At 62.0% G+C, this 18,902-nt stretch carries 13 protein-coding genes; 10 read left to right on the top strand and 3 right to left on the bottom strand.

Translation table 11 applies throughout. The annotated features are described in order from the left end of the window. The first annotated feature begins 285 nt into the window (after positions 1 to 285). From ACFUCV_RS11770 to ACFUCV_RS11745, 6 genes are all read left to right on the top strand, one after another. The gene (locus ACFUCV_RS11770) at positions 286 to 1,611 is read left to right on the top strand and encodes an ABC transporter substrate-binding protein (RefSeq protein ID WP_380815849.1); all 1,326 of its coding nucleotides are present in this window, start codon (positions 286 to 288) and stop codon (positions 1,609 to 1,611) included. A 61-nt stretch (positions 1,612 to 1,672) separates the two neighbouring features. Next, positions 1,673 to 2,803 (top strand): carbohydrate ABC transporter permease, encoded by a 1,131-nt coding sequence (locus ACFUCV_RS11765; RefSeq protein ID WP_380815847.1) that lies wholly within the window; start codon positions 1,673 to 1,675, stop codon positions 2,801 to 2,803. Then, complete coding sequence (locus tag ACFUCV_RS11760) at positions 2,800 to 3,699, top strand: carbohydrate ABC transporter permease (protein WP_380815845.1); 900 nt, start codon at positions 2,800 to 2,802, stop codon at positions 3,697 to 3,699. The genes ACFUCV_RS11765 and ACFUCV_RS11760 overlap by 4 nt, the downstream gene beginning before the upstream one ends. Next, entirely contained in the window at positions 3,699 to 5,150 is a 1,452-nt protein-coding gene (locus ACFUCV_RS11755) for a GH1 family beta-glucosidase (protein ID WP_380815843.1), read from the top strand. The genes ACFUCV_RS11760 and ACFUCV_RS11755 overlap by 1 nt, the downstream gene beginning before the upstream one ends. A 42-nt stretch (positions 5,151 to 5,192) precedes the next feature. Beyond that, the gene (locus tag ACFUCV_RS11750) at positions 5,193 to 6,212 is read left to right on the top strand and encodes a LacI family DNA-binding transcriptional regulator (RefSeq protein WP_380815840.1); all 1,020 of its coding nucleotides are present in this window, start codon (positions 5,193 to 5,195) and stop codon (positions 6,210 to 6,212) included. Between the two features lie 82 nt (positions 6,213 to 6,294). Next, positions 6,295 to 7,341 (top strand): Gfo/Idh/MocA family protein, encoded by a 1,047-nt coding sequence (locus ACFUCV_RS11745; protein WP_380815838.1) that lies wholly within the window; start codon positions 6,295 to 6,297, stop codon positions 7,339 to 7,341. A gap of 210 nt (positions 7,342 to 7,551) precedes the next feature. On the opposite strand, the gene ACFUCV_RS11740 is transcribed toward ACFUCV_RS11745, so the two are convergent. Further along, a complete protein-coding gene (locus ACFUCV_RS11740) occupies positions 7,552 to 8,700 on the bottom strand; it encodes an ROK family protein (RefSeq protein ID WP_380815835.1) in 1,149 nt (382 codons plus the stop codon). Between the two features lie 216 nt (positions 8,701 to 8,916). On the opposite strand from ACFUCV_RS11740, the gene ACFUCV_RS11735 reads away from it, so the two are divergent. The 4 genes from ACFUCV_RS11735 to ACFUCV_RS11720 are packed head-to-tail and all read left to right on the top strand — an operon-like array spanning position 8,917 to position 14,351. After that, positions 8,917 to 11,100, top strand: a complete 2,184-nt coding sequence (locus ACFUCV_RS11735) for an alpha-galactosidase (RefSeq protein WP_380815832.1) — start codon at positions 8,917 to 8,919, stop codon at positions 11,098 to 11,100. 2 nt (positions 11,101 to 11,102) lie between these two features. Then, on the top strand, positions 11,103 to 12,053 hold the full coding sequence (locus tag ACFUCV_RS11730) for a carbohydrate ABC transporter permease (protein WP_380815830.1): 951 nt from the start codon (positions 11,103 to 11,105) through the stop codon (positions 12,051 to 12,053). A 10-nt stretch (positions 12,054 to 12,063) separates the two neighbouring features. Next, the gene (locus ACFUCV_RS11725) at positions 12,064 to 12,969 is read left to right on the top strand and encodes a carbohydrate ABC transporter permease (protein WP_380815828.1); all 906 of its coding nucleotides are present in this window, start codon (positions 12,064 to 12,066) and stop codon (positions 12,967 to 12,969) included. Next, positions 12,966 to 14,351 carry an ABC transporter substrate-binding protein gene (locus ACFUCV_RS11720; protein WP_380815826.1) on the top strand — a complete coding sequence of 462 codons (1,386 nt, stop codon included), beginning with the start codon at positions 12,966 to 12,968 and terminating at the stop codon, positions 14,349 to 14,351. Before ACFUCV_RS11725 ends, ACFUCV_RS11720 begins: the two co-directional genes overlap by 4 nt. A gap of 361 nt (positions 14,352 to 14,712) precedes the next feature. On the opposite strand, the gene ACFUCV_RS11715 is transcribed toward ACFUCV_RS11720, so the two are convergent. Continuing rightward, positions 14,713 to 17,871: an AAA domain-containing protein gene (locus ACFUCV_RS11715; RefSeq protein ID WP_380815824.1), complete on the bottom strand. Its 3,159-nt coding sequence runs from the start codon at positions 17,869 to 17,871 to the stop codon at positions 14,713 to 14,715. A 201-nt stretch (positions 17,872 to 18,072) separates the two neighbouring features. Beyond that, positions 18,073 to 18,891, bottom strand: coding sequence for a polyphosphate--glucose phosphotransferase (gene ppgK, locus ACFUCV_RS11710; RefSeq protein WP_380815938.1), 819 nt, complete (start codon positions 18,889 to 18,891; stop codon positions 18,073 to 18,075). Between the last annotated feature and the right edge of the window lie 11 nt (positions 18,892 to 18,902).

Raw genomic sequence — 18,902 nt, 5'->3', positions numbered from 1 at the left:
TCCCATGAGAATAACCGATGCGCAGTTCTTTGTAGTGCGGCAGCCCCAGGTGATTTGTTGGATGATGCCTGATCGCCCGGGCATGGCCACATCCGTGGCCGCCACCGATGCCTGGTTTGTCCTGGCCCCGGACCAAAGCAATGTGTGCTTGACCGCGGCCATAAAAAGTTTGTGAGAGCGCTCTCTTGACACCTGTGATTGGTATCACCTAAGCTTCATAACTATTCAAGAGAGCGCTCTCACGGATGGACCGGGAGAGTAGTAAACGCATACAAAGGAGTACTCGTGAACTTCTCACGATTTAAAAAAATCTCTGCGATTGTGGGGGTGGCATCCCTTACTTTCGCCGTCGCCGGCTGTGGGGGAGGCAAGACCGACACCGAGCAGGCCGCCAGTGTGGACAATCCCGTCAAGTTGTCCGTGACCACCTTCGGACAGTTCGGCTACGACGATCTGTATGCCGAATACGAGAAGCAAAACCCCGGCGTGACCATTGAGGCCAACAACATTGACGGCAGCGCCAATGCCCGGGTGGATGCCTTCACCAAGCTCGCAGCAGGCTCGGGTCTCAGCGACGTGGTGGCCGTTGAGGAAGGCTGGCTCGGCCAGATCATGGAGGTCTCGGATAAGTTTGTGGACCTGAACGAGTACGGCGCCGCAGACATCAAGGACAACTGGGTTGACTGGAAGTTCGAGCAGGGAACGGACCCCGACGGGCGCGTGGTGGGCTACGGCACCGACATTGGCCCCCAGGCCCTGTGCTTCAACAGCGAACTCTTCAAGGCAGCTGGCATGCCCACCGACCGCGAGGAAGTGGCCAAGCTCTTTGGCGGCGACGACGCCACATGGGAGACCTACTTCGACTTGGGCCGCAAGTACAACGAGGCCACCGGCAAGGCCTGGTACGACCAGTCGGCCTTCGTCTGGAACTCCATGGTGAACCAGATGGATGAGGGCTACTACACCGCTGACGGTGAGCTGAACATCGAAGGCAACGAGGCAATGCGCGCACAGTTCAACCTCCTTGCCGAGGGCACCGCCAATGGCTTGTCCGCGAACCAGAAGCAGTTCGACTGGGGCAAGGGCAAGGGCTTCGTTGACGGCTCCTTCGCCGTCCACGTCTGCCCCGCCTGGATGCTCGGCACCATCAAGGAACAGCTGGAGTCCGCCGGTGGCGGTGTCCAAACCGGTTGGGATGTTGCCGACGTCTTCCCCGGCGGCGCCTCCAACTGGGGAGGAGCCTTCCTCTCCGTCCCCGAAAGCTCCGAGCACCCTGCAGAGGCCGCAAAGCTGGCAGCATGGTTGACCGCCCCGGAACAAATGGTCAAGCAGTCCGCCGCCGCAAACAACTTCCCGAGCACGCTGGAAGCCCAGGAAAAGATTGTGGAAGCAGCCGTACCCAACGAGCTCTTCAATGACGCCCCCTACGGTGCCATCTTCTCCTCCCGCGCCGAAGGCGTCGTGGCCCAGTTCAAGGGCCCTCAGGATTCCGTGATCCAGGAGAACGTGTTTGCACCTGCCCTGAAGATCCTGGATTCAAAGTCCGGAACGGCCGACGAAGCCTGGAATGAGGCCGTCACCCTCCTCAACGAACTCGTTGTGAACAACTAGCCACACTGGCCGTGGGGCCTCCGCGGCAAGCGGAGGCCCCCTCATTGAGTCTGGAACCGTCATGACCGCCACCTTGAACCGCCCTGCTGCCAGCGGATCCGTTGTCAGCAAAGCCACACCCACCTTCCGTCAGCGCCTCAACGTCCTTGACGTGAAGGCATCCCCCTACCTCTACATTGCTCCGTTCTTCATCCTCTTCGCGCTGGTGGGCCTGTTTCCCCTCGGCTACACCTTCTTCGTCTCGCTCTTTGACTGGCACCTGCTGAAGGGCCAGGGCGAGTTCGTCGGACTGCAGAACTTCGTGGAGGTGCTCCAGGACCGCTTCTTCTGGAACTCGCTCTTCAACACCATGAGCATCTTCGTGCTCTCAACCATTCCGCAGATCACCGTGGCCCTGGCCATCGCTGCCGTGCTGGACCAGAACCTGCGGGCCAAGACGTTTTGGCGCATGAGCATCCTGCTCCCGTACGTGGTCACACCCGTCGCCGTCGCCCTGATCTTTGCGAACATGTTCGGCGAGCAGTACGGACTGATCAACAACATCCTGGAGAGCTTCGGAATTGAGCGCATTCTGTGGATGGAGGAGACACTGCCAAGCCACATTGCCATCGCCACCATGGTGAACTGGCGCTGGACCGGCTACAACGCCTTGATCCTGCTGGCAGCCATGCAGGCCGTGCCCCGCGACATTTACGAATCCTCCGCCCTTGACGGGGCGGGACCGTTCCGCCGTTTCTTCAGCATCACGCTGCCGAGCATCCGGCCCACCATGATCTTTGTGGTCATCACCGCCACGATCGGCGGGCTGCAGATCTTCACCGAACCCAAGCTCTACGATCCGCGCACAGCGGGGGGAACCGGCAAGCAGTTCCAGACCACCGTGCTGTACCTGTGGGACATGGCGTTTCAGCGCAGCAACTTTGGCAAGGCGGCCACCGTCGCCTGGCTGCTGTTCATCATCATCATCCTGTTCGGCATTGTGAACTACCTGATCTCACGCAAAATCGCCACCACCGGCGATGCGCGGGGAGCGGGCAAGGCCCGTGGCGGCTTCCGCCGCAAGCGCTCCACGGCTCCGGCCATGGTGCTCCCCGGCGTCGGTTCCCAGCCGCCTGCACCGGCGGCCGATCCGGCTCCCGAGCTGGGCGGGGCCGAAACAGCAGCAGACACAACCTCCAGGAGTGGACAATGACCGCCATCGAGATGAAGACCCGGCGGGCACCACTGCCGGGCCCCAGGTCCCAGACCATGCGGAAGAGGATGTTCGGCAATGGCCGGCGTCCCGGTTTCCTCACCTACGGGCTGCTGATCGCGTTTTTTGCGGCGTCCGCCTACCCGCTTTGGTGGTCGGTGATCATTGGCAGCCGCTCCAACGAGGCGCTCGGGCAGACCTGGCCACCGCTGTTTCCGGGCGGGAACTTCTGGACCAATGTGGGCGAGGTATTTGACACCGTCCCGTTCTGGCTGGCCCTGGGCAACAGCGTGCTGATTTCAGGCACCATCACCATCTCGGTGGTCATGTTCTCCACCCTTGCCGGCTACGCCTTCGCCAAGCTGCGTTTCCGTGGCCGCAACGGGCTGATGGTCGCCGTCGTCGCCACCATGGCCATCCCCACCCAGCTGGGCATCATCCCTTTGTTCATGGTGATGCAAAAGTTCGGCTGGACCGGGGAAATTGGCGCCGTTATCATCCCCACCCTGGTGACAGCCTTCGGGGTGTTCTTCATGCGCCAGTACCTGGTGGATGTGATCCCGGACGAGCTGATTGAATCCGCACGCATGGACGGTGCCTCCATGATCTCCACCTTCTGGCACGTGGCGCTTCCCGCCGCGCGGCCGGCCATGGCGATCCTGGGACTGTTCACCTTCATGACCGCGTGGACCGACTTCCTCTGGCCCCTGCTGGTGCTCGAGGCCGGCAACCCCACCCTGCAGACGGCGCTGAGCCAACTGCAGTCGGCCCGCTACGTGGACTACTCGATTGTCCTGGCCGGCGCCGTCCTGGCCACCCTCCCGCTGCTGGTGATCTTCGCCGTCGCGGGACGTCAACTTATTTCCGGAATCATGCAAGGAGCAGTGAAGGGCTAATGCCACTCGATCCAAAACCCACCCCCACCCCGTCAGGCAGGACGTGGCCCGAAGGCTTCCTCTGGGGCTCGGCCACGGCCGCGGCACAGGTGGAAGGAGCCAGCCACGAGGGCGGCAAGGAAGACTCCGTGTGGGACGCCTTTGCCCGCGTGCCCGGCGCCATCGCCCACGGCGACACGCTCAAGGACGCCGTGCAGCACTACCACCGGATGCCCGCGGACGTCGCCATCATGAAGGACCTCGGCCTGGACTCCTACCGCTTCTCCACCAGCTGGTCCCGGGTCCGGCCCGGGGACAGGGGACCGAACACCGAAGGCCTGGACTTCTACTCACGGCTCGTGGACGAACTCCTCAATGCCGGGATCCTGCCCTGGCTGACCCTGTACCACTGGGACCTGCCCCAGGCACTTGAGGAAAAGGGCGGCTGGGCCAACCGCGACACCGCCCACCGCTTTGTGGACTACGCGAACGACGTCTACTCCGTCCTCGGTGACCGTGTGCAGCACTGGACCACCTTCAACGAGCCGTTCTGCTCCTCGCTTTTGGGCTACGCGGCCGGCGTGCACGCGCCCGGCCGGCAGGAGCCGGCCGCGGCCGTCGCCGCGGTCCACCATCAGCACCTGGCCCACGGCCTGGTGGTCAACGAACTCCGTGCCCGCGGCGCCCAGCAGCTGGGCATCACGCTGAACCTGAGCAACTCGATCCCGCGTGATCCAAACGACCCAATTGACCTTGACGCCGCACGCCGCTTCGACTCGTTGCAGAACCGGATCTTCCTTGATCCCATCCTGCAAGGTGCCTACCCCGAGGACACCCTGGCGGACCTCGAGCAGTTCGGCATCCGGGACGTCATCCAGCCCGGGGACCTGGAGATCATCAGCGCCCCCATCGACTTCCTTGGCGTCAACCACTACCACGATGACCTCATCAGCGGCCATCCGCTCAACGAGGGCGGCGACGGCCACTCCGGCGGCGCCACCCGCCCCACGTCGTCGTGCTGGATTGGTTCGGAGGACATTTCCTTCCCGAGCCGCGGCCTGCCGCGCACGGCCATGAACTGGGAAGTCAACCCGGACGGGCTGCGCAAACTCCTGGTGCGCCTCGGTGCGGAATACCCCGCCCTTCCACCGCTGTACATCACCGAAAACGGGGCCGCCTACGAGGACGTCGTCAGTTCCGACGGCGCGGTCCACGACGTCGAACGCACCAAATTCATCCTGGACCACATTGCCTCGGTGGGGGAGGCCATCGACCAGGGCGCGGACGTGCGCGGCTACTTCGTGTGGTCCCTGCTGGACAATTTTGAATGGTCCTGGGGCTACGGCAAACGCTTTGGCGTGGTGCGGGTGGACTACGACAGCTTTGAAAGGACGGTGAAGGACAGCGGACTGGCCTACGCCCAGCTCATTGCCGCGGCGAAAGCCGCCTCGCTCGCCCCCGCAAACGCCTAAAGTAAGTTCCGAGGCATACTTTTCGACGTTCCGGAGATCACCATGATGCATGACGCCCGCGGGCCCCGACCCATCCCCACCCTTGAGATGGTTGCTGAATTGGCAGGGGTCTCGCGGGCCACCGTGTCCCGTGTGGTCAATGAAAGCCCCCGCGTGAAGCCCGAACATGTGCAGGCGGTGAAAAAAGCTGTTCATGCCCTTGACTACACGCCCAACCGGGCCGCCAGGTCCCTGGTTAAGCGGCGGGCCAACGCCGTGACGCTGATTGTGCCGGAGTCGACGTCGAAGGTCTTCGCGGATCCCTTCTTCGCCTCGGTGGTGCAGGGCATCGCCAGGTATTTGACCACCACCGACTACACCCTGAACATGGTCATTTCCTCGGAGTCGACGCCGGAGAAGACCCGCAGTTTCCTTTTGGGCGGCAATGTGGACGGCGTACTGGTGGTGTCCCACCACAGTGGCGACCGCACCTGGACGCAGCTGCTGGGTTCGCTGCCCATGGTGTTTGCCGGCCGTCCCCTGACCGGCGGGGAGGAAAGCTACTATGTGGAAACCGACAACGAGCAGGCGGCCTACGGGATCAGCCGGCTGCTGACCGAAAGTGGCCGCAAACATGTGGCCACCATTGCCGGGCCCCAGGACATGCCTCCGGGAGTGGACAGGCGCGCGGGTTGGCTCACGGCCATGCGGGAGGCGGGGCTCGGCGAAGAACTGCAGGAATACGGTGACTTTTCCCTGCTGTCCGGGACAGCTGCCATGAACCGGCTGCTGGACCGCGGCGTGCCCATTGACGCGGTCTTTGCGGCAAACGACCAAATGGCGGCAGGCGCCTACACCGCCATCAAAAACAGGGGCCTGCGGATACCCCAGGACATTGCGGTGGCCGGCTTTGACGACGATTCCTTTGCCACAGCCGTCACCCCGCCCCTGACCACCGTGCACCACCCCATCGAGGAACTCGGCGAGAAAATGGCGCGGACCCTGGTCAAACTCATTGAAGGCAAAGCCACCGAACGCGTGACCCAAATATCCACCTCGCTGGTGATCCGCGAGTCCGTCTGACTTTTTCCGCCCGGCAAGCCTGCTGGTTCCTGCATGCCCGGGGCCGGCCCATTGCCCTTTTCTGCACTGGAAAGATCCTCTGATGCACCTGAACCCTGCCACGAACATTTCCCCTGTCACCGCCACGGGCCGTCCCATCCGTTGGGGAGTGATTGCCACCGGCTCGATTGCCCAGCGGGTGGTGCATGATCTTGCCCTCCTTCAGGACGCGGTTTTGCATGCCGTCAGCTCCCGGTCCGAGGCATCCGCCCGTGACTTTGCCCAAAACTTTGGCTTCACCAGTTCCTACTGGGACTCGGCGGAGGGTACAGGCATTGAGCGGTTGCTGGCGGATCCGGAGGTGGAGATCGTTTACATTGCCACTCCGCATGTCCAGCACCACGCGGCAGCGCTTGCGGCCCTGACGGCGGGCAAGCACGTCCTGTGCGAGAAGCCCCTCACCATGGATGCAGCACAGGCCCGTGAACTTGCCGAGCTGGCGCAGGCCCGGGGGCTGTTCCTCATGGAAGCCGTGTGGACTCGCTTTCTCCCCAGCTTCCGCCGCGCCGTGGAAATTGTGCGCGGGGGTGAAATTGGCCAGCCGCGCTGGATCCAGGCCGATCTGGGGTTCGCGCCCGCCTTTGACCCCGGGGCCCGGATCTGGGATCCGGCCGCCGGCGGGGGAGCGCTGCTGGATTTGGCAATATATCCGTTGACGTGGGCGTTGGCCATGCTGGGCGAGCCCAGCGGCATGGCAGCCAGCGGCACCCTCACCCCGGACGGGATCGACCTGCAAAATTCCCTGTCCCTGGCCTACGACGGCGGTGCGCACGCCCAGCTCACCACCTCCATCGGCGCCGAATGCCCCAGCATTGTTTCCGTGGCCGGCACGGAAGGCTGGCTGCAATCTGCTGCGCCGCTGTTCAATCCCGCAGAACTCATTATTCAACCGCGTCAGGGCACCTTGCGGAAGGAGACCTTTGAGGTGGTTGGCAACGGCTTCAGCTACGAACTGCGCGAAGTGACGCGTTGCCTGCAGGCCGGACTCACTGAGAGCCCTTTCATGACCGTCAAGGAATCCGTTGACATGATGGAGCTGCTGGATGAGGCACGCCGGCAAATGAAGGTGCGCTACCCCAGCGACCCCTGATGGCCGGTGGGCGCGGCTCCGCTGGCGGATTGAGGCGGATCGCCGCCGCAACGGCGAGGGACGGGGGCGTGGCTGCACACCATTGTGAAGCGGCGCCGAAGGCGGCGTTTAGTGGGAGGGTTGCAACGCCCGGGACGATGCTGGCGGCCACCTTTTACTGTAGTGCTTTGAAGGCGAAGGCTGGCCGCAGCCGAAGAAGTGAAGGCGCGGTCAACGTCCGACGACGAAGGTCTCGATCGCTGTGGCTGCGGCACCCCTGGCCCACTCGGCGAAGCTCACGGTCTGGACTTCGAGGTCCACGGGCGTTGCGCGGCTGTTTCGGTGCTCGGTGATCCCGCGGTCCAGCGCCTCCCGATGAGCCAGTGCAAGGCCAACGCCGTCGCCGGTCAAAATGATCTTTTTCGGCAGCGCCAGATTGGCAACCGACGCAATGAGTTTGCCCAGGCCGTATGCCGCGGTCTCAGCGATTGAGGCGGCGGCCGGATCTGTTTTGGAGAGCGTCAAAAGCTCTTCGTGGCTCACGTCCGCGTCGAGGGCCAGCCGGGCTCGAGCCAGCATGGCCTTCGTGGTGAGCAGGCTCTCGGCACATCCCGTGTGCCCTTGCGCGCATACTCCACCGCCGAGGCCGAGCGGAAAGTGAGTGATTGTGCTGAGGCCGGGATCCGGCCCCTCAAGGATGCCGGAACCAGCAACGAGGCCATAACCAATACCCGCGCCAATGGTTATCAGTGCGAAGTGATCACAGTCCTTCGCCGCTCCGAACCAGCGCTCAGCACGGACAAGGGACAGCACGTCGTTGTCGACGACGATCGGGAGCTCGAGCCGTTCCCGGAGCAGCGCGCCAAAATCGACATCCCTCCACCCCAGAAGCGGCGAATCCACCACGAGGGTGTTGCGTACCACCTGAGCACCCAAACTCACCCCAAGGGCGCGAATGGGGCGCCCCTTCTGACTTAGATCCCGCAGAACTTCGGCGATCTGGTCTGCGACCACACTTGGCTCAAGGCTCGAAAGGTGCCGCGAAGTCTCCTCGATCATTTGGGCCCGCAAGGTGGTGACAACTGCGTGGAGTGTGCTGTCGGTGATTTTGACTCCGACATAGAAATCACGCCCGAGCTCAAGGTCGAGTGGCTCCTCCGGCCGGCCAATTCCTGGGCGGCCGGACGCGGGCCGCTGCACCAGCGCGCGTTCAACGAGAAGCCCGGCCTCAAGCAAAGGACTTGCCACCCGCGTCACTGTGCCAGGGGATACGCCCAAGCGGGCCGCGAGCTGCTTTCGGCTCAGTGGCCCGTGCAACAGAACGTCGATGGTGACTGCGTGCTGCAAACCCTCAAGCGGAAGTCTCAAGTCCTGCTGCATCTGTTCCTCTCTGAGCCCAACTACCGCCCCGATAATATCAGCGAAAGTACCGCAATTAGTTGATACAAACAAGTTAGTAGGCGAGGTTGACATGGAAAAAAGCCGATTATCCAATCTTTTCGCCGATCAGGGGTTGACTTAGTTTTGTGGCACAACTAACTTATTGGTATCCCAACCACTCACACCGGCGCCACTGTGGCCGCCAAAGGAGTCGCAATGACGCAGTTATCCGGGTCCGTCGCAGAGCCGACGGCAGCCACCACAGGGTCGGTTTCACCAGTGGTCCATCTGCGTAACGGAGGTGTGAGTCTGGTTCTTGACCTCAGCGGCGGGCGGCTTCCCGTCATTCTGTACTGGGGAGGGGACCTCGGCCCGCTGAGCGACACCGAGCTTGCGAATGTCGCCCTCGTATCCATCCCCTCGGTGGTGCCCAATGATCTCGATGTTCCCGAGCTGGTGGAGGTTCTTCCGCTGGCCTCGGGCGGGTGGCGGGGCATCCCCGGCCTCTCTGGGCACAGCACTTCCGGCACCGACTGGACGCCACTTTTCGTGGCACAGTCGGTGAACGCGGACGCCTCGGCAATCACCGTGTCCGCCTCCGACGACGACGCCGGGCTCGCCGTTGTGATCGACGTCGAGTTGCTTGCAAGCGGTCTGGTCCGCCAGCGTGCGACGGTGACACGCACCGGCTCCGGCGAGTTCAACTTGGATGGACTCCATCTCACTCTTCCCGTTCCTCGGCGTGCAAGTGAACTGCTTGACCTCGCTGGCCGCTGGGGGCGTGAGCGCTCACCACAGCGCATGCCATTTTCGGTTGGCTCGCACCAGCGCGACAGCCGTCGCGGACGCACCGGCACCGACGCATCCACGATCCTCGCCGCCGGCACCCCGGCTTTTGGATTCAATACGGGCGAGGTGTGGACCATGCACGTCGCCTGGAGCGGAAACCACCGTGAGTACGCCGAGCGTCTTTCCAACGGCACAGCATTGCTCGGTGGTGGCGAACTCCTTCTCTCCGGTGAAGTGCGCCTCTCCACAGGTGACCAGTACCAGAGCCCCTGGGTTTACGGCTCCTGGGGTCGTGGACTCGACGAGGCTGCCGCCCGGTTCCATGATCACCTCCGCTCACGCCCGAGCCACCCGTCCTCGCCGCGGAAGGTTGTACTTAACACTTGGGAAGCCGTCTACTTCGATCACAACCTTGAGCGCCTGACCGAGCTGGCGGTCTCCGCGGCCCAGGTCGGGGCCGAGCGCTTTGTGCTTGATGACGGATGGTTCCTGCACCGTCGTGACGACAGCGCAGGCCTCGGCGACTGGTACGTCGATGAAACGGTGTGGCCAGGAGGGCTCGAGCCCCTCATCACTGCTGTGACCGGGCTGGGGCTTGAGTTTGGTCTATGGGTTGAGCCTGAAATGATCAACCTTGACTCCGATCTCGCCCGCGCACACCCCGAGTGGATTTTGTCTCCATCAGGCCGGCTGCCCGTGCCCTCACGCAACCAGCAGGTGCTCGATTTGGCGCATGCTGATGCCTACTCCTACATCCTCGAACGCCTCAGTGAGCTGCTTGAGAGCTACAGCATCGGTTACCTCAAGTGGGACCACAACCGTGACCTGCTTGAGGCCGCGCACTCCACAACCGGAGCAGCTGGCGTGCACGAGCACACCCTGGCCCTTTATCGGCTGCTCGACGAGCTGCGGGAGCGTCACCCCGGTGTTGAGATTGAGTCGTGCTCATCCGGTGGTGGCCGTGTCGACCTTGGAATCCTCGAACGCACGGACCGGGTCTGGGGCAGCGATGTCATCGACCCGCTCGAGCGTCAAACCATCCAGAGATGGACCGGGCAACTCATTCCACCGGAGCTCGTTGGTTCCCACGTGGGCTCGCCGACAGCGCACACCACGAGCCGTACGCAGAGCCTGTCGTTCCGCGCGGGAACGGCATTGTTCGGGCACTTTGGCATTGAATGGGACATTGCCTCGGCCTCGGAGGACGACAAAAGCGAACTCGCCGCATGGGTTGCCCTCTATAAGGAAGTGCGGCCGCTTTTGCACACGGGCAAGGTCGTCAGAGCTGATGGACTCGACGAATCGGCGCTCCTGCACGGCGTGGTCTCAGCCGGCCAGGACGACGCCCTCTTTGCGTACGTGCAGCTGGCGACCCCGCTGACCGCCATCCCCGGCACAATCCCACTGCCGGGCCTGGACCGTGACACCGTATACGAGGTCACGGTCCAGGCCCCCGGGGGCAACCCGCGCCGCCGCTCACACACCCCGGCGCCCTGGACTGCGGAGGCCCCACTCCGTTTGACCGGCCGCGTCCTTGGCCAAATTGGCGTGCAGGTGCCCGCACTTCACCCCGAGCAGCTTCTCCTGCTCCGCGTTCGAAAGGTCCACTGATCATGGCGACAGTGCCAGTGCTGGAAGTGAAATCCACCCCGCCACGCCAACCGGCGGCATCCGCCCGCCCAAATCGCAGCCGCGCAACCCGGCGTCAAACCTGGTGCGCCATGGCGTTCATCGCACCCTCGCTGCTCGGTTTTGCAGTGTTTTATTTCTGGCCGACGCTGCGGGGCATCTACCTCAGCTTCACGGACTACGACGTGTTCACCGACCCGGTGTGGGTGGGATTCGAGAACTACACCCGTCTTTTCAAAGACGAGACATTCTGGAACTCCGCGCTTGTCACCCTGGAGTATGTTCTCATCAACATCACGCTGCAGACTGTCCTCGCATTGGGACTCGCAGTGCTGATCCACAGACTTACCCAGTCGACTTTCCTGCGCAGTGTTGTCGTTGCACCCTACCTCGTGGCCAATGTGGTTGTGGCCCTGGTGTGGTTTTGGATGCTCGACTACCAGATCGGAATTGTCAACCAAGGAATCGAGTGGCTTGGAGGAAACGCCATCGCCTTCTTTGGAGATGAGACCTGGGCCATTCCAACGATCGCGCTCGTCAACACATGGCGCCATGTGGGTTATACGGCGCTATTGATCTTCGCCGGACTGCAAATGATTCCCAAGGATGTGTACGAGGCGGCGCGCACCGACGGGGCATCCGAGTGGAAGATGTTCTGGAAAATCACCATTCCCCTGCTGCGCCCGGTACTTGCCCTTGTGCTGGTCATCACCATGATCGGATCCTTTCAAGTGTTCGACACGGTGGCCGTAACCACAAATGGCGGGCCCGCGGATGCCACCCGGGTTGTGCAGTACTACATCTTTGACCTCGCCTTCCAGCGACTTGACTTTGGTTACGCATCCGCAGTGTCCGTAATGCTGCTGCTGGTCCTGGCCATCATCGCATTCATCCAATTGCGCCTCACCCGGGCCAACGAGTCGGATCTCAACTAGGAGCCCCGCCATGACAACAACACTTGCAACACGGCGGCGTGCCCGCCCGCCCATAGGCAAAGTCCTCGCCTGGACCGCCCTGATCGGATTCATCCTGGTTACCCTCTTCCCGTTCTTCTGGATGCTGCGCACCGCCTTTTCGAACGGGGCGGCACTGGCCTCGGATCCGGGCTCACTGCTTCCCGTGGGCTTCACTTGGGGTGCGTTTGAGCGTGTGCTCGGGATCGCCACAACCGGTGAGGCACAAGCCGAGGGAGGCTCAGGGGCAAGCCTGGACTTTTGGGGCTACCTGCTCAACTCTGTGATCGTGGCAACAAGCATCACCCTTGGGCAGGTGTTTTTCGGCGCGCTCGCGGCGTATGCCTTCGCACGGATGCAGTGGCCGGGACGCAACGGCGTCTTCTTTTTGTTCCTGATCGCGCTGATGGTTCCACCGATTTTCACCCAGCTGCCAAACTTTCTGCTCATGCGTGACCTGGGTTTGGTGAACACCTATGCCGGAATCATCCTGCCGTTCTTCTTTATGACCCCGTTCGCCATATTCTTCCTTCGGCAGTTTTTCCTCGGCATCAGTAGTGAGATCGAAGAAGCGGCCCGTTTGGACGGCGCAAGCAACCTGCGCATCTTCTTCCGGATCATTCTGCCAATGAGCACCGGGCCGCTCGCCACCCTCGCAATCCTGCAGTACATCCAGGCCTGGAATGAGTATTTCTGGCCACTGCTTGTCGGTAGCGACAACAGTGTGCGGGTGCTCACCGTCGCGCTCGGAGTGTTCCGGTCCCAGACGCCGCAGGGTGCGCCGGACTGGGCAGGCCTCATGGCCGCCGCCCTTCTTGCGGCGCTGCCAATCCTCATACTCTTCGTGATCTTCAGCCGTAAGATCGTCAATTCAATCGGATTCTCGGGCATCAAATGACATTCACACCTTCACAGACCAGCCGACGTCGTCCCTTTCACCGGGTCACTGCGTCCGCGCTCGCCATCATTGCCGCTGTCAGCCTTTCCGGTTGCACCCAGGGAACCATGTCCAAGGGTGCGTGGGAGGACACCGGCAACCTCAGCTATTGGATGTGGGACTCGAACCAGGTGCCGGCATATCAAGCCTGCGCAAGCGCGTTCGAAGCGAAGAATCCCGACATCACCATCACCATTGAGCAGTACGGTTACGACGACTACTGGAACAAGCTCATGACGTCGTTTGTAGCCGACTCCGCACCGGACGTCTTTGTCGACCACAGCTCAAAGTACGGCGACTACGCGGCGCGGGGACTGATTGAGAACCTCGACGAACTTGTCAAGGAGAACAATATTGACCTGAGCCAATACGTCGACGGCACCATCGACCTTTGGCGCGCAGCCGATGGCCACCAGTACGGAATGCCCAAGGACTGGGACACTGTCGCGATCTACTACAACGAGGAACTCACCGATCAGGCCGGCATCTCGGCCCAGGACCTTGGAACAATGACGTGGAACCCTGACGACGGCGGCAGTTACGAGGACGTGATCGCACACCTTACCGTTGACAAAAATGGGGTGCGCGGGGACGAAGCGGGCTTCGACAAAACCCGCGTGGCCACCTACGGGCTTGGTTTGGATGACTCAGGCGGAGGCTACGGCCAGGTGACATGGTCGATGCTCGCAGCAACCACCGGCTGGACGTACATGAACGAACCCACCTGGGGCAGCGACTTCAACTACGATGACGAACGATTCCAGAGCACCATTGCGTGGTGGCGGGGCCTTATCGACAAGGGTTACATGCCGCCGCTGTCGCAGACCGTTGGCACGGCATTGTCATCGAAAATTCAGGCCGGGTCATACGCGATGGTCACGGATGGCGCGTGGAACATCAATACCTTCGCCAAACTCCAGGGAGTGAAGGTGAACACCGCCCCCACCCCCGTCGGTGTAAATGGCAAGCGGGCCAGCACCTTCAACTCATTGGCGGATTCGATCTCTTCATCATCAAAGAAAAAGGGCGCGGCCTGGAAATGGGTCCAATACCTTTCCTCGCCGGAATGCCAGTCAACGGTCGCTGACGCGGGAGTTGTCTTCCCCTCGCTCTCCGCAGTGGGGGACACAGCATCTGACCGCTTTGCTGAGACCGGTTTCAACATTGACGCCTTCACCACACATGTGGATGACGGAACAACCGTTCTTTTCCCGTTGTCCCAGAACGCCGTCGAAATCAACGCCGTCATGACCAACGCCATGGACAAGGTCATGTCATTTTCCACCGAACCTTCCTCACTCACTGAAGTGAATGAGAAGGTCACCGGCCTCTTAAGCGAGTAGCGTCCCATAACGGCCGCCGCCCACCCTCATAGTTCGAGAGGGCGGGCGGCGGCTTCGGCGTCCACCATCTGGCGAAGCCGCCAGTCACAATTGCCGTTCCCGTGATTATTGGAACGATCAGTTTGCCCTGTGCGTTGTGGCAGGGGGTCTGGGAAAGTTCGTTTTATTCTTACGGCTTGGTCCGCGGGTGGACAAGGCGGACTCGGCGACGGACTGAACCCGCAGACCACCGCCACTCCCATGGACTGGTGAACGTTGTTCCCGGCGCAACAGGTGGGCGTTCCGTGGAGGTGGATTGCGTTTCGCGGGCGGTGTGACAAGCCGCCTCCACGATGGGCACCAAGCCGGTGGCGCAAGGTGTTCAAAGCTTCCCGTTGAGGTACAACCTGAGCAGCAGCGCCTGCATCTCGGGCAGGTACTCGATGGATTCGTACGGCTCGCCCTGGGCGTTGTGCCGCCGTTCCACCACAACGCCCAAAACCTGGGCTAACTTTGATGGCACCCATTTGCCCGGCTCGCCGGCCAATACCCCAACCGCACCCAGCCGTTCATTGAAAACCCGGGCGTTGAGCTCGACGTCCTCGGCACGAAGGTCACCTGAGGCGCGCCAGCTTTTCAAAACCGCGCTCAAAGACACTGCACCGCACCCCGGGCCCGGCATTTCAACCAGTTCCGCCGAAGCGGTGTGTCCGGCCGCGGGCGCAGCGGCCAGCAGCACGGACTCAAGTTCTTCCGTGCCGGCACATGCATCCCCGCGGGAGGTGAATACTGCATCGGAGCGCTGCGCGAACCCGGACATGATGGAAAAGACGTGGCCGTTGTTCCAGCGGTTCGCCGCGGCGAAGACAATGAACAAGTCCTTGGCCCGCGAAACCGCCACGTTCATCAGCTCGGGGTTCGCATCGATGAATCCCGCCTGCGGGCTGTTCTGCCCGTATGCGGCAGAGAACAGGACAATGGGACGCTCAGCCCCCTGCAAACGGTGCGCCGTTCCCACCGTGACCTTTTCCCACAGGCGGTCCGGGAGGCCTGCTGCGGGATCCGCTGCACGCACAGCCTTTTCCAGCTCCCGGCTGATCAACGCAGCTTGGGCGCTGAACGGGGTGACGACGCCGATCAAGGCGTCGTGGGCAACCCGCTTATTAAGGTCAGGTTCCTGGGAATGGTAAACATCAAAAAAGTGGGCGTAATTCTGCACAATCCAGGCGGCAATGGCCTCCGCCTCCTGCTGGTTCCTGCGGCTGGAACCCTGCCGGGAATCATTGGAGCCGGGCACATCCACCCACAGAAAAGGGCCGAAGACGCCGTGGAGCCTTAACGAGTCGGTGCTACGGGTGGCTTTCAACAGGCCTTCGTACAGGAGCGTGTTGCAGAATTCAATGATGTCCGGGTGGCACCGGAAATGCTCGGCAAGAAAAAGTCCCGGTTTCCCGCCGCCATAGCTCCAACTTGAGGCATGAGCCGCCGCGCGCATCAGGCTTGACTGCGCGGAGCACGCCACACCGCGTTCCTGCAAGTCCTCCGACCACTGCTTAAAGGGGATGCCGGCGCTGTGTGCCACTTCGGAGTCTGTCTGCTCGTCAATGGACCACACCGGTGCCAGCTGCTTTTCATCCCCCACCACCAGCACGCGGGCGGCCAGTGCAAAGCTGGGCAGAGCCAAGGGCGTATCCACCTGTCCAGCCTCGTCCACAATCAGCAGGTCGATGCGGCCGGCGTCGAACTTGCCCGGTTCGCCAGCTTTGGCATAGAGCTTGAAATACCTGGGCACTTGATAAACGGTCATCACAAAACAAGGTGTCAGGGCCGCCGCCTGCCACCAGTAACGTTCCATGACGTCCTGGGTGGTCTTCCAACGATTTTCCGGTTCAATGAAGTCGTCGGTGAGCAGCCATTGCGCCTCAAAATAATGCACTGCAAGCCAAAACTCCACATAGCGCAGCGTCACGTCCAGCTTCTCATCAAGCTCTGCCAGCGTCCGGCAGTCCTTCAATGCCGCAACCGCGCTGAAGGATGCCAAGTAGGCGGAGGCCGCCACCTTGTGGCATAACGCAACAAAGGCTTCAGATGGGCCTTGCCGCATCATGACCTCAATCAAGGCGGTCCGGTACTGGTCCACCTCGGTCAGGGCGGCGTGAATGTATTCGAGAAGGTCCGGAATGTCAGTGACCAGGCCAAAGTAAGCCTGGGCGCTGAGAACAAAGTGGTCCTTTGCCCCCGCAAGGTACGCTTCGGCGCTGTATGCGGCGTATGTCTGCCCCTTGTCTGTTTGCTCCACCAGGTACTTCAGCTTTGAGCCCTCAAGCTTTGCCTTGGCGGGGCAATAAACGGCCAGTGAGCGCAGGGCTTCGCCGGTGGATGCCTTGCCGTCGCGCTCCTGCGGCAGCCAGCGCAGGTCCAGCGTTCCGGGCTCGTCCTTGGTCACGGAGGAGAACGAGGAAATGATGTTGGTGACCGCCTGATTGTTGGTGGAGGTGCCCACAATGACGGGCGGGCCCTTTTCCTCCAGCGCGTGCCGGGTCAACAAATTGGCCACGACCGCCTGCAGCATGGTCGTCTTGCCCGTGCCGGGAGGGCCGCTGACTGCCGTGATCTCACTGCCGGAACCGTCCAGGAAGGCGTGGACCGCGCGGCGCTGCGAATCCGTCAGACAAAATCTATCGCTCATGGAGCCGCACGACTTCTTTGCCGCCTGGTACAGCCCGCGGCCTTCATGGATTTCAGCCTCGGGGGACCTTTCCCCGCGCCATCCACCGCATAAGCGGGTCACGGTTGCGGGCAGGACCTTTTGCCGGCCCAGGAAATCGTAGACTTCCAAAAGCCCGGCCACAGCATTGATCCGGTCGTGTTCCTGGATGTAGCACAGCTGGTGTTCAATGTGGTGGCCGCGCTGGCTTTGCTGCGCCGCGTACCCGTCCAGGGTGTCTCCTGCCACCCTCTCGAATAGTCCGGTGGCCACTTCCATGGCGTCGGCAAAGGACTCCGATTGGGACACCTCGGCACTGAGCTCGGAACGTGAGTACTGCCAAAAGCCGCTCAAGGTACCGGCCATGACGCTGCTGCCGCTGACGGAGGGGGAGTGCAGCCGCTCAGAGGGTATCCAGGGCGAAGATGCAGCAGCCAGTTCCGGTTCCAAATGACCGTCCCGGAACAGCTTTGCGGCCAGGAGCAGCAGACCGTGCTGGGCAACTCCGTTCCTGACGGTGTGTTGATTCAGTGATACCAGGGACACCACCACCGAAATTGGTTTGTCCTCATCCCGCGCCGGCGTCGAGGGGCGGGCAGCGTTGGGCGGGTCCTTCGGTGCAGCGCTCCTGTTGCCGGTGTTTTTGTCATGGTGGGCAAACAATTTGGCCGCGTCCGCGGCCGTCAAAACGCCGGTGGCAAGCTGCGTGCTGGGTGTGGACACAAAGGGTGAATCGTCCTGGAAGGTCACCTTCTCCAGCTGCCCGCGCCTAAGGACCTGCGAAAAATAGTCCGCCACCTGGAACGCGTTGACCACATCCACCCCCATTGCCATCCCGGTTCACCAACGTCAGCAACAGTACCGGAGCGAGCCTGCTGCGGCGCCGGATGTTACTTGAATGGGGAAGCAGTTCATTCCGTTTTCCCGCCGGACCTGAACTGAACCCGTTTTTTGGGGAAAACCATGAAACCGCCGGCGGCAGCGAAGGGCAGGCAACCAACATGAGATCGGCTTTGCCGGCCGCCGTCGGTCAAGTCAACGGCGCACGCCGACATCCGGACGGTCAGGGGTCAACATATGGGTTGCTGCCCCTATGGTGCCTGCAGCATTTTGCAACTTTGCGGGAATCACTTTTGTTTTCAGTTTAAGCAGGGGAAGAAAATCTGCCGATCTGGCCGAGATGCCACCGCCAATAATGATCAGCTCGGGGCTGAGCAGGAACTCCAGGTGGGAGAGGTAGCGGTTGAGGTGGCGGGCGTAGTCTGGCCATCCCATTGCGTTGCGTTCCCTGGCTACTGCCGAGGTGGTGACCTCGGCGTCCTGTCCGTCGATTTCCAAGTGGCCGAACTCGGTATTGGGTACAAGGGTTCCGTCCATCACCAGTGCGGACCCTATGCCAGTTCCCAGTGTGATGACGACGACGAGCCCTTTGCTGAGTTTTCCGGCTCCAAACTGGACTTCAGCAAGGCCTGCGGCATCGGCGTCGTTTATGGCGCTGACAGGGCGACCGAGCTGTTCAGTCATGAACTGGTTTACATCCATCCCAATCCAGGAATCACTGATATTGGCGGCGGACCGTGCGATGCCCTGCTGCATGATGGCAGGCGCGGCCACACCCAATGGGAGTCGGCTCCCCAAAGCTGTCTGGGAAGGATCCAAGTCCTGCAGCAATTGGTGGATGGCGTTGGTGACTGCCAACGGCGTGGCAGGCTGCGGTGTGGGAACGGCAGTCAGCGCGGTGGTCAGCTGGCCATTTTCCGTGTTGACCCTTCCGCCTTTGATGGATGTCCCGCCAATGTCAATCCCAATGGAGTGGGCGGGCCAGCCGCTGGCTGGTGGCCGCGGGGGGGCCAACCGGGGGGTGA

Origin of the sequence: Specibacter sp. NPDC057265 (assembly GCF_042668835.1) — a bacterium.
Taxonomy (GTDB): Bacteria; Actinomycetota; Actinomycetes; order Actinomycetales; family Micrococcaceae; genus Specibacter.
Note: the sequence above shows the minus strand (reverse complement) of the source record. Positions and strands in the feature narration are given on the sequence as shown.

Excerpts from the sequence above, each read along its gene's own strand:
- ACFUCV_RS11760 (WP_380815845.1), top strand. The coding sequence starts at position 2,800 with ATGACCGCCATCGAGATGAAGACCCGGCGGGCACCACTGCCGGGCCCC.
- ACFUCV_RS11755 (WP_380815843.1), top strand. The coding sequence starts at position 3,699 with ATGCCACTCGATCCAAAACCCACCCCCACCCCGTCAGGCAGGACGTGG.
- ACFUCV_RS11750 (WP_380815840.1), top strand. The coding sequence starts at position 5,193 with ATGATGCATGACGCCCGCGGGCCCCGACCCATCCCCACCCTTGAGATG.
- ACFUCV_RS11740 (WP_380815835.1), bottom strand. The coding sequence starts at position 8,700 with ATGCAGCAGGACTTGAGACTTCCGCTTGAGGGTTTGCAGCACGCAGTC.
- ACFUCV_RS11720 (WP_380815826.1), top strand. The coding sequence starts at position 12,966 with ATGACATTCACACCTTCACAGACCAGCCGACGTCGTCCCTTTCACCGG.
- ACFUCV_RS11765 (WP_380815847.1), top strand. The coding sequence starts at position 1,673 with ATGACCGCCACCTTGAACCGCCCTGCTGCCAGCGGATCCGTTGTCAGC.
- ACFUCV_RS11715 (WP_380815824.1), bottom strand. The coding sequence starts at position 17,871 with ATGGCAATGGGGGTGGATGTGGTCAACGCGTTCCAGGTGGCGGACTAT.
- ACFUCV_RS11735 (WP_380815832.1), top strand. The coding sequence starts at position 8,917 with ATGACGCAGTTATCCGGGTCCGTCGCAGAGCCGACGGCAGCCACCACA.
- ACFUCV_RS11745 (WP_380815838.1), top strand. The coding sequence starts at position 6,295 with ATGCACCTGAACCCTGCCACGAACATTTCCCCTGTCACCGCCACGGGC.
- ACFUCV_RS11730 (WP_380815830.1), top strand. The coding sequence starts at position 11,103 with ATGGCGACAGTGCCAGTGCTGGAAGTGAAATCCACCCCGCCACGCCAA.
- ACFUCV_RS11725 (WP_380815828.1), top strand. The coding sequence starts at position 12,064 with ATGACAACAACACTTGCAACACGGCGGCGTGCCCGCCCGCCCATAGGC.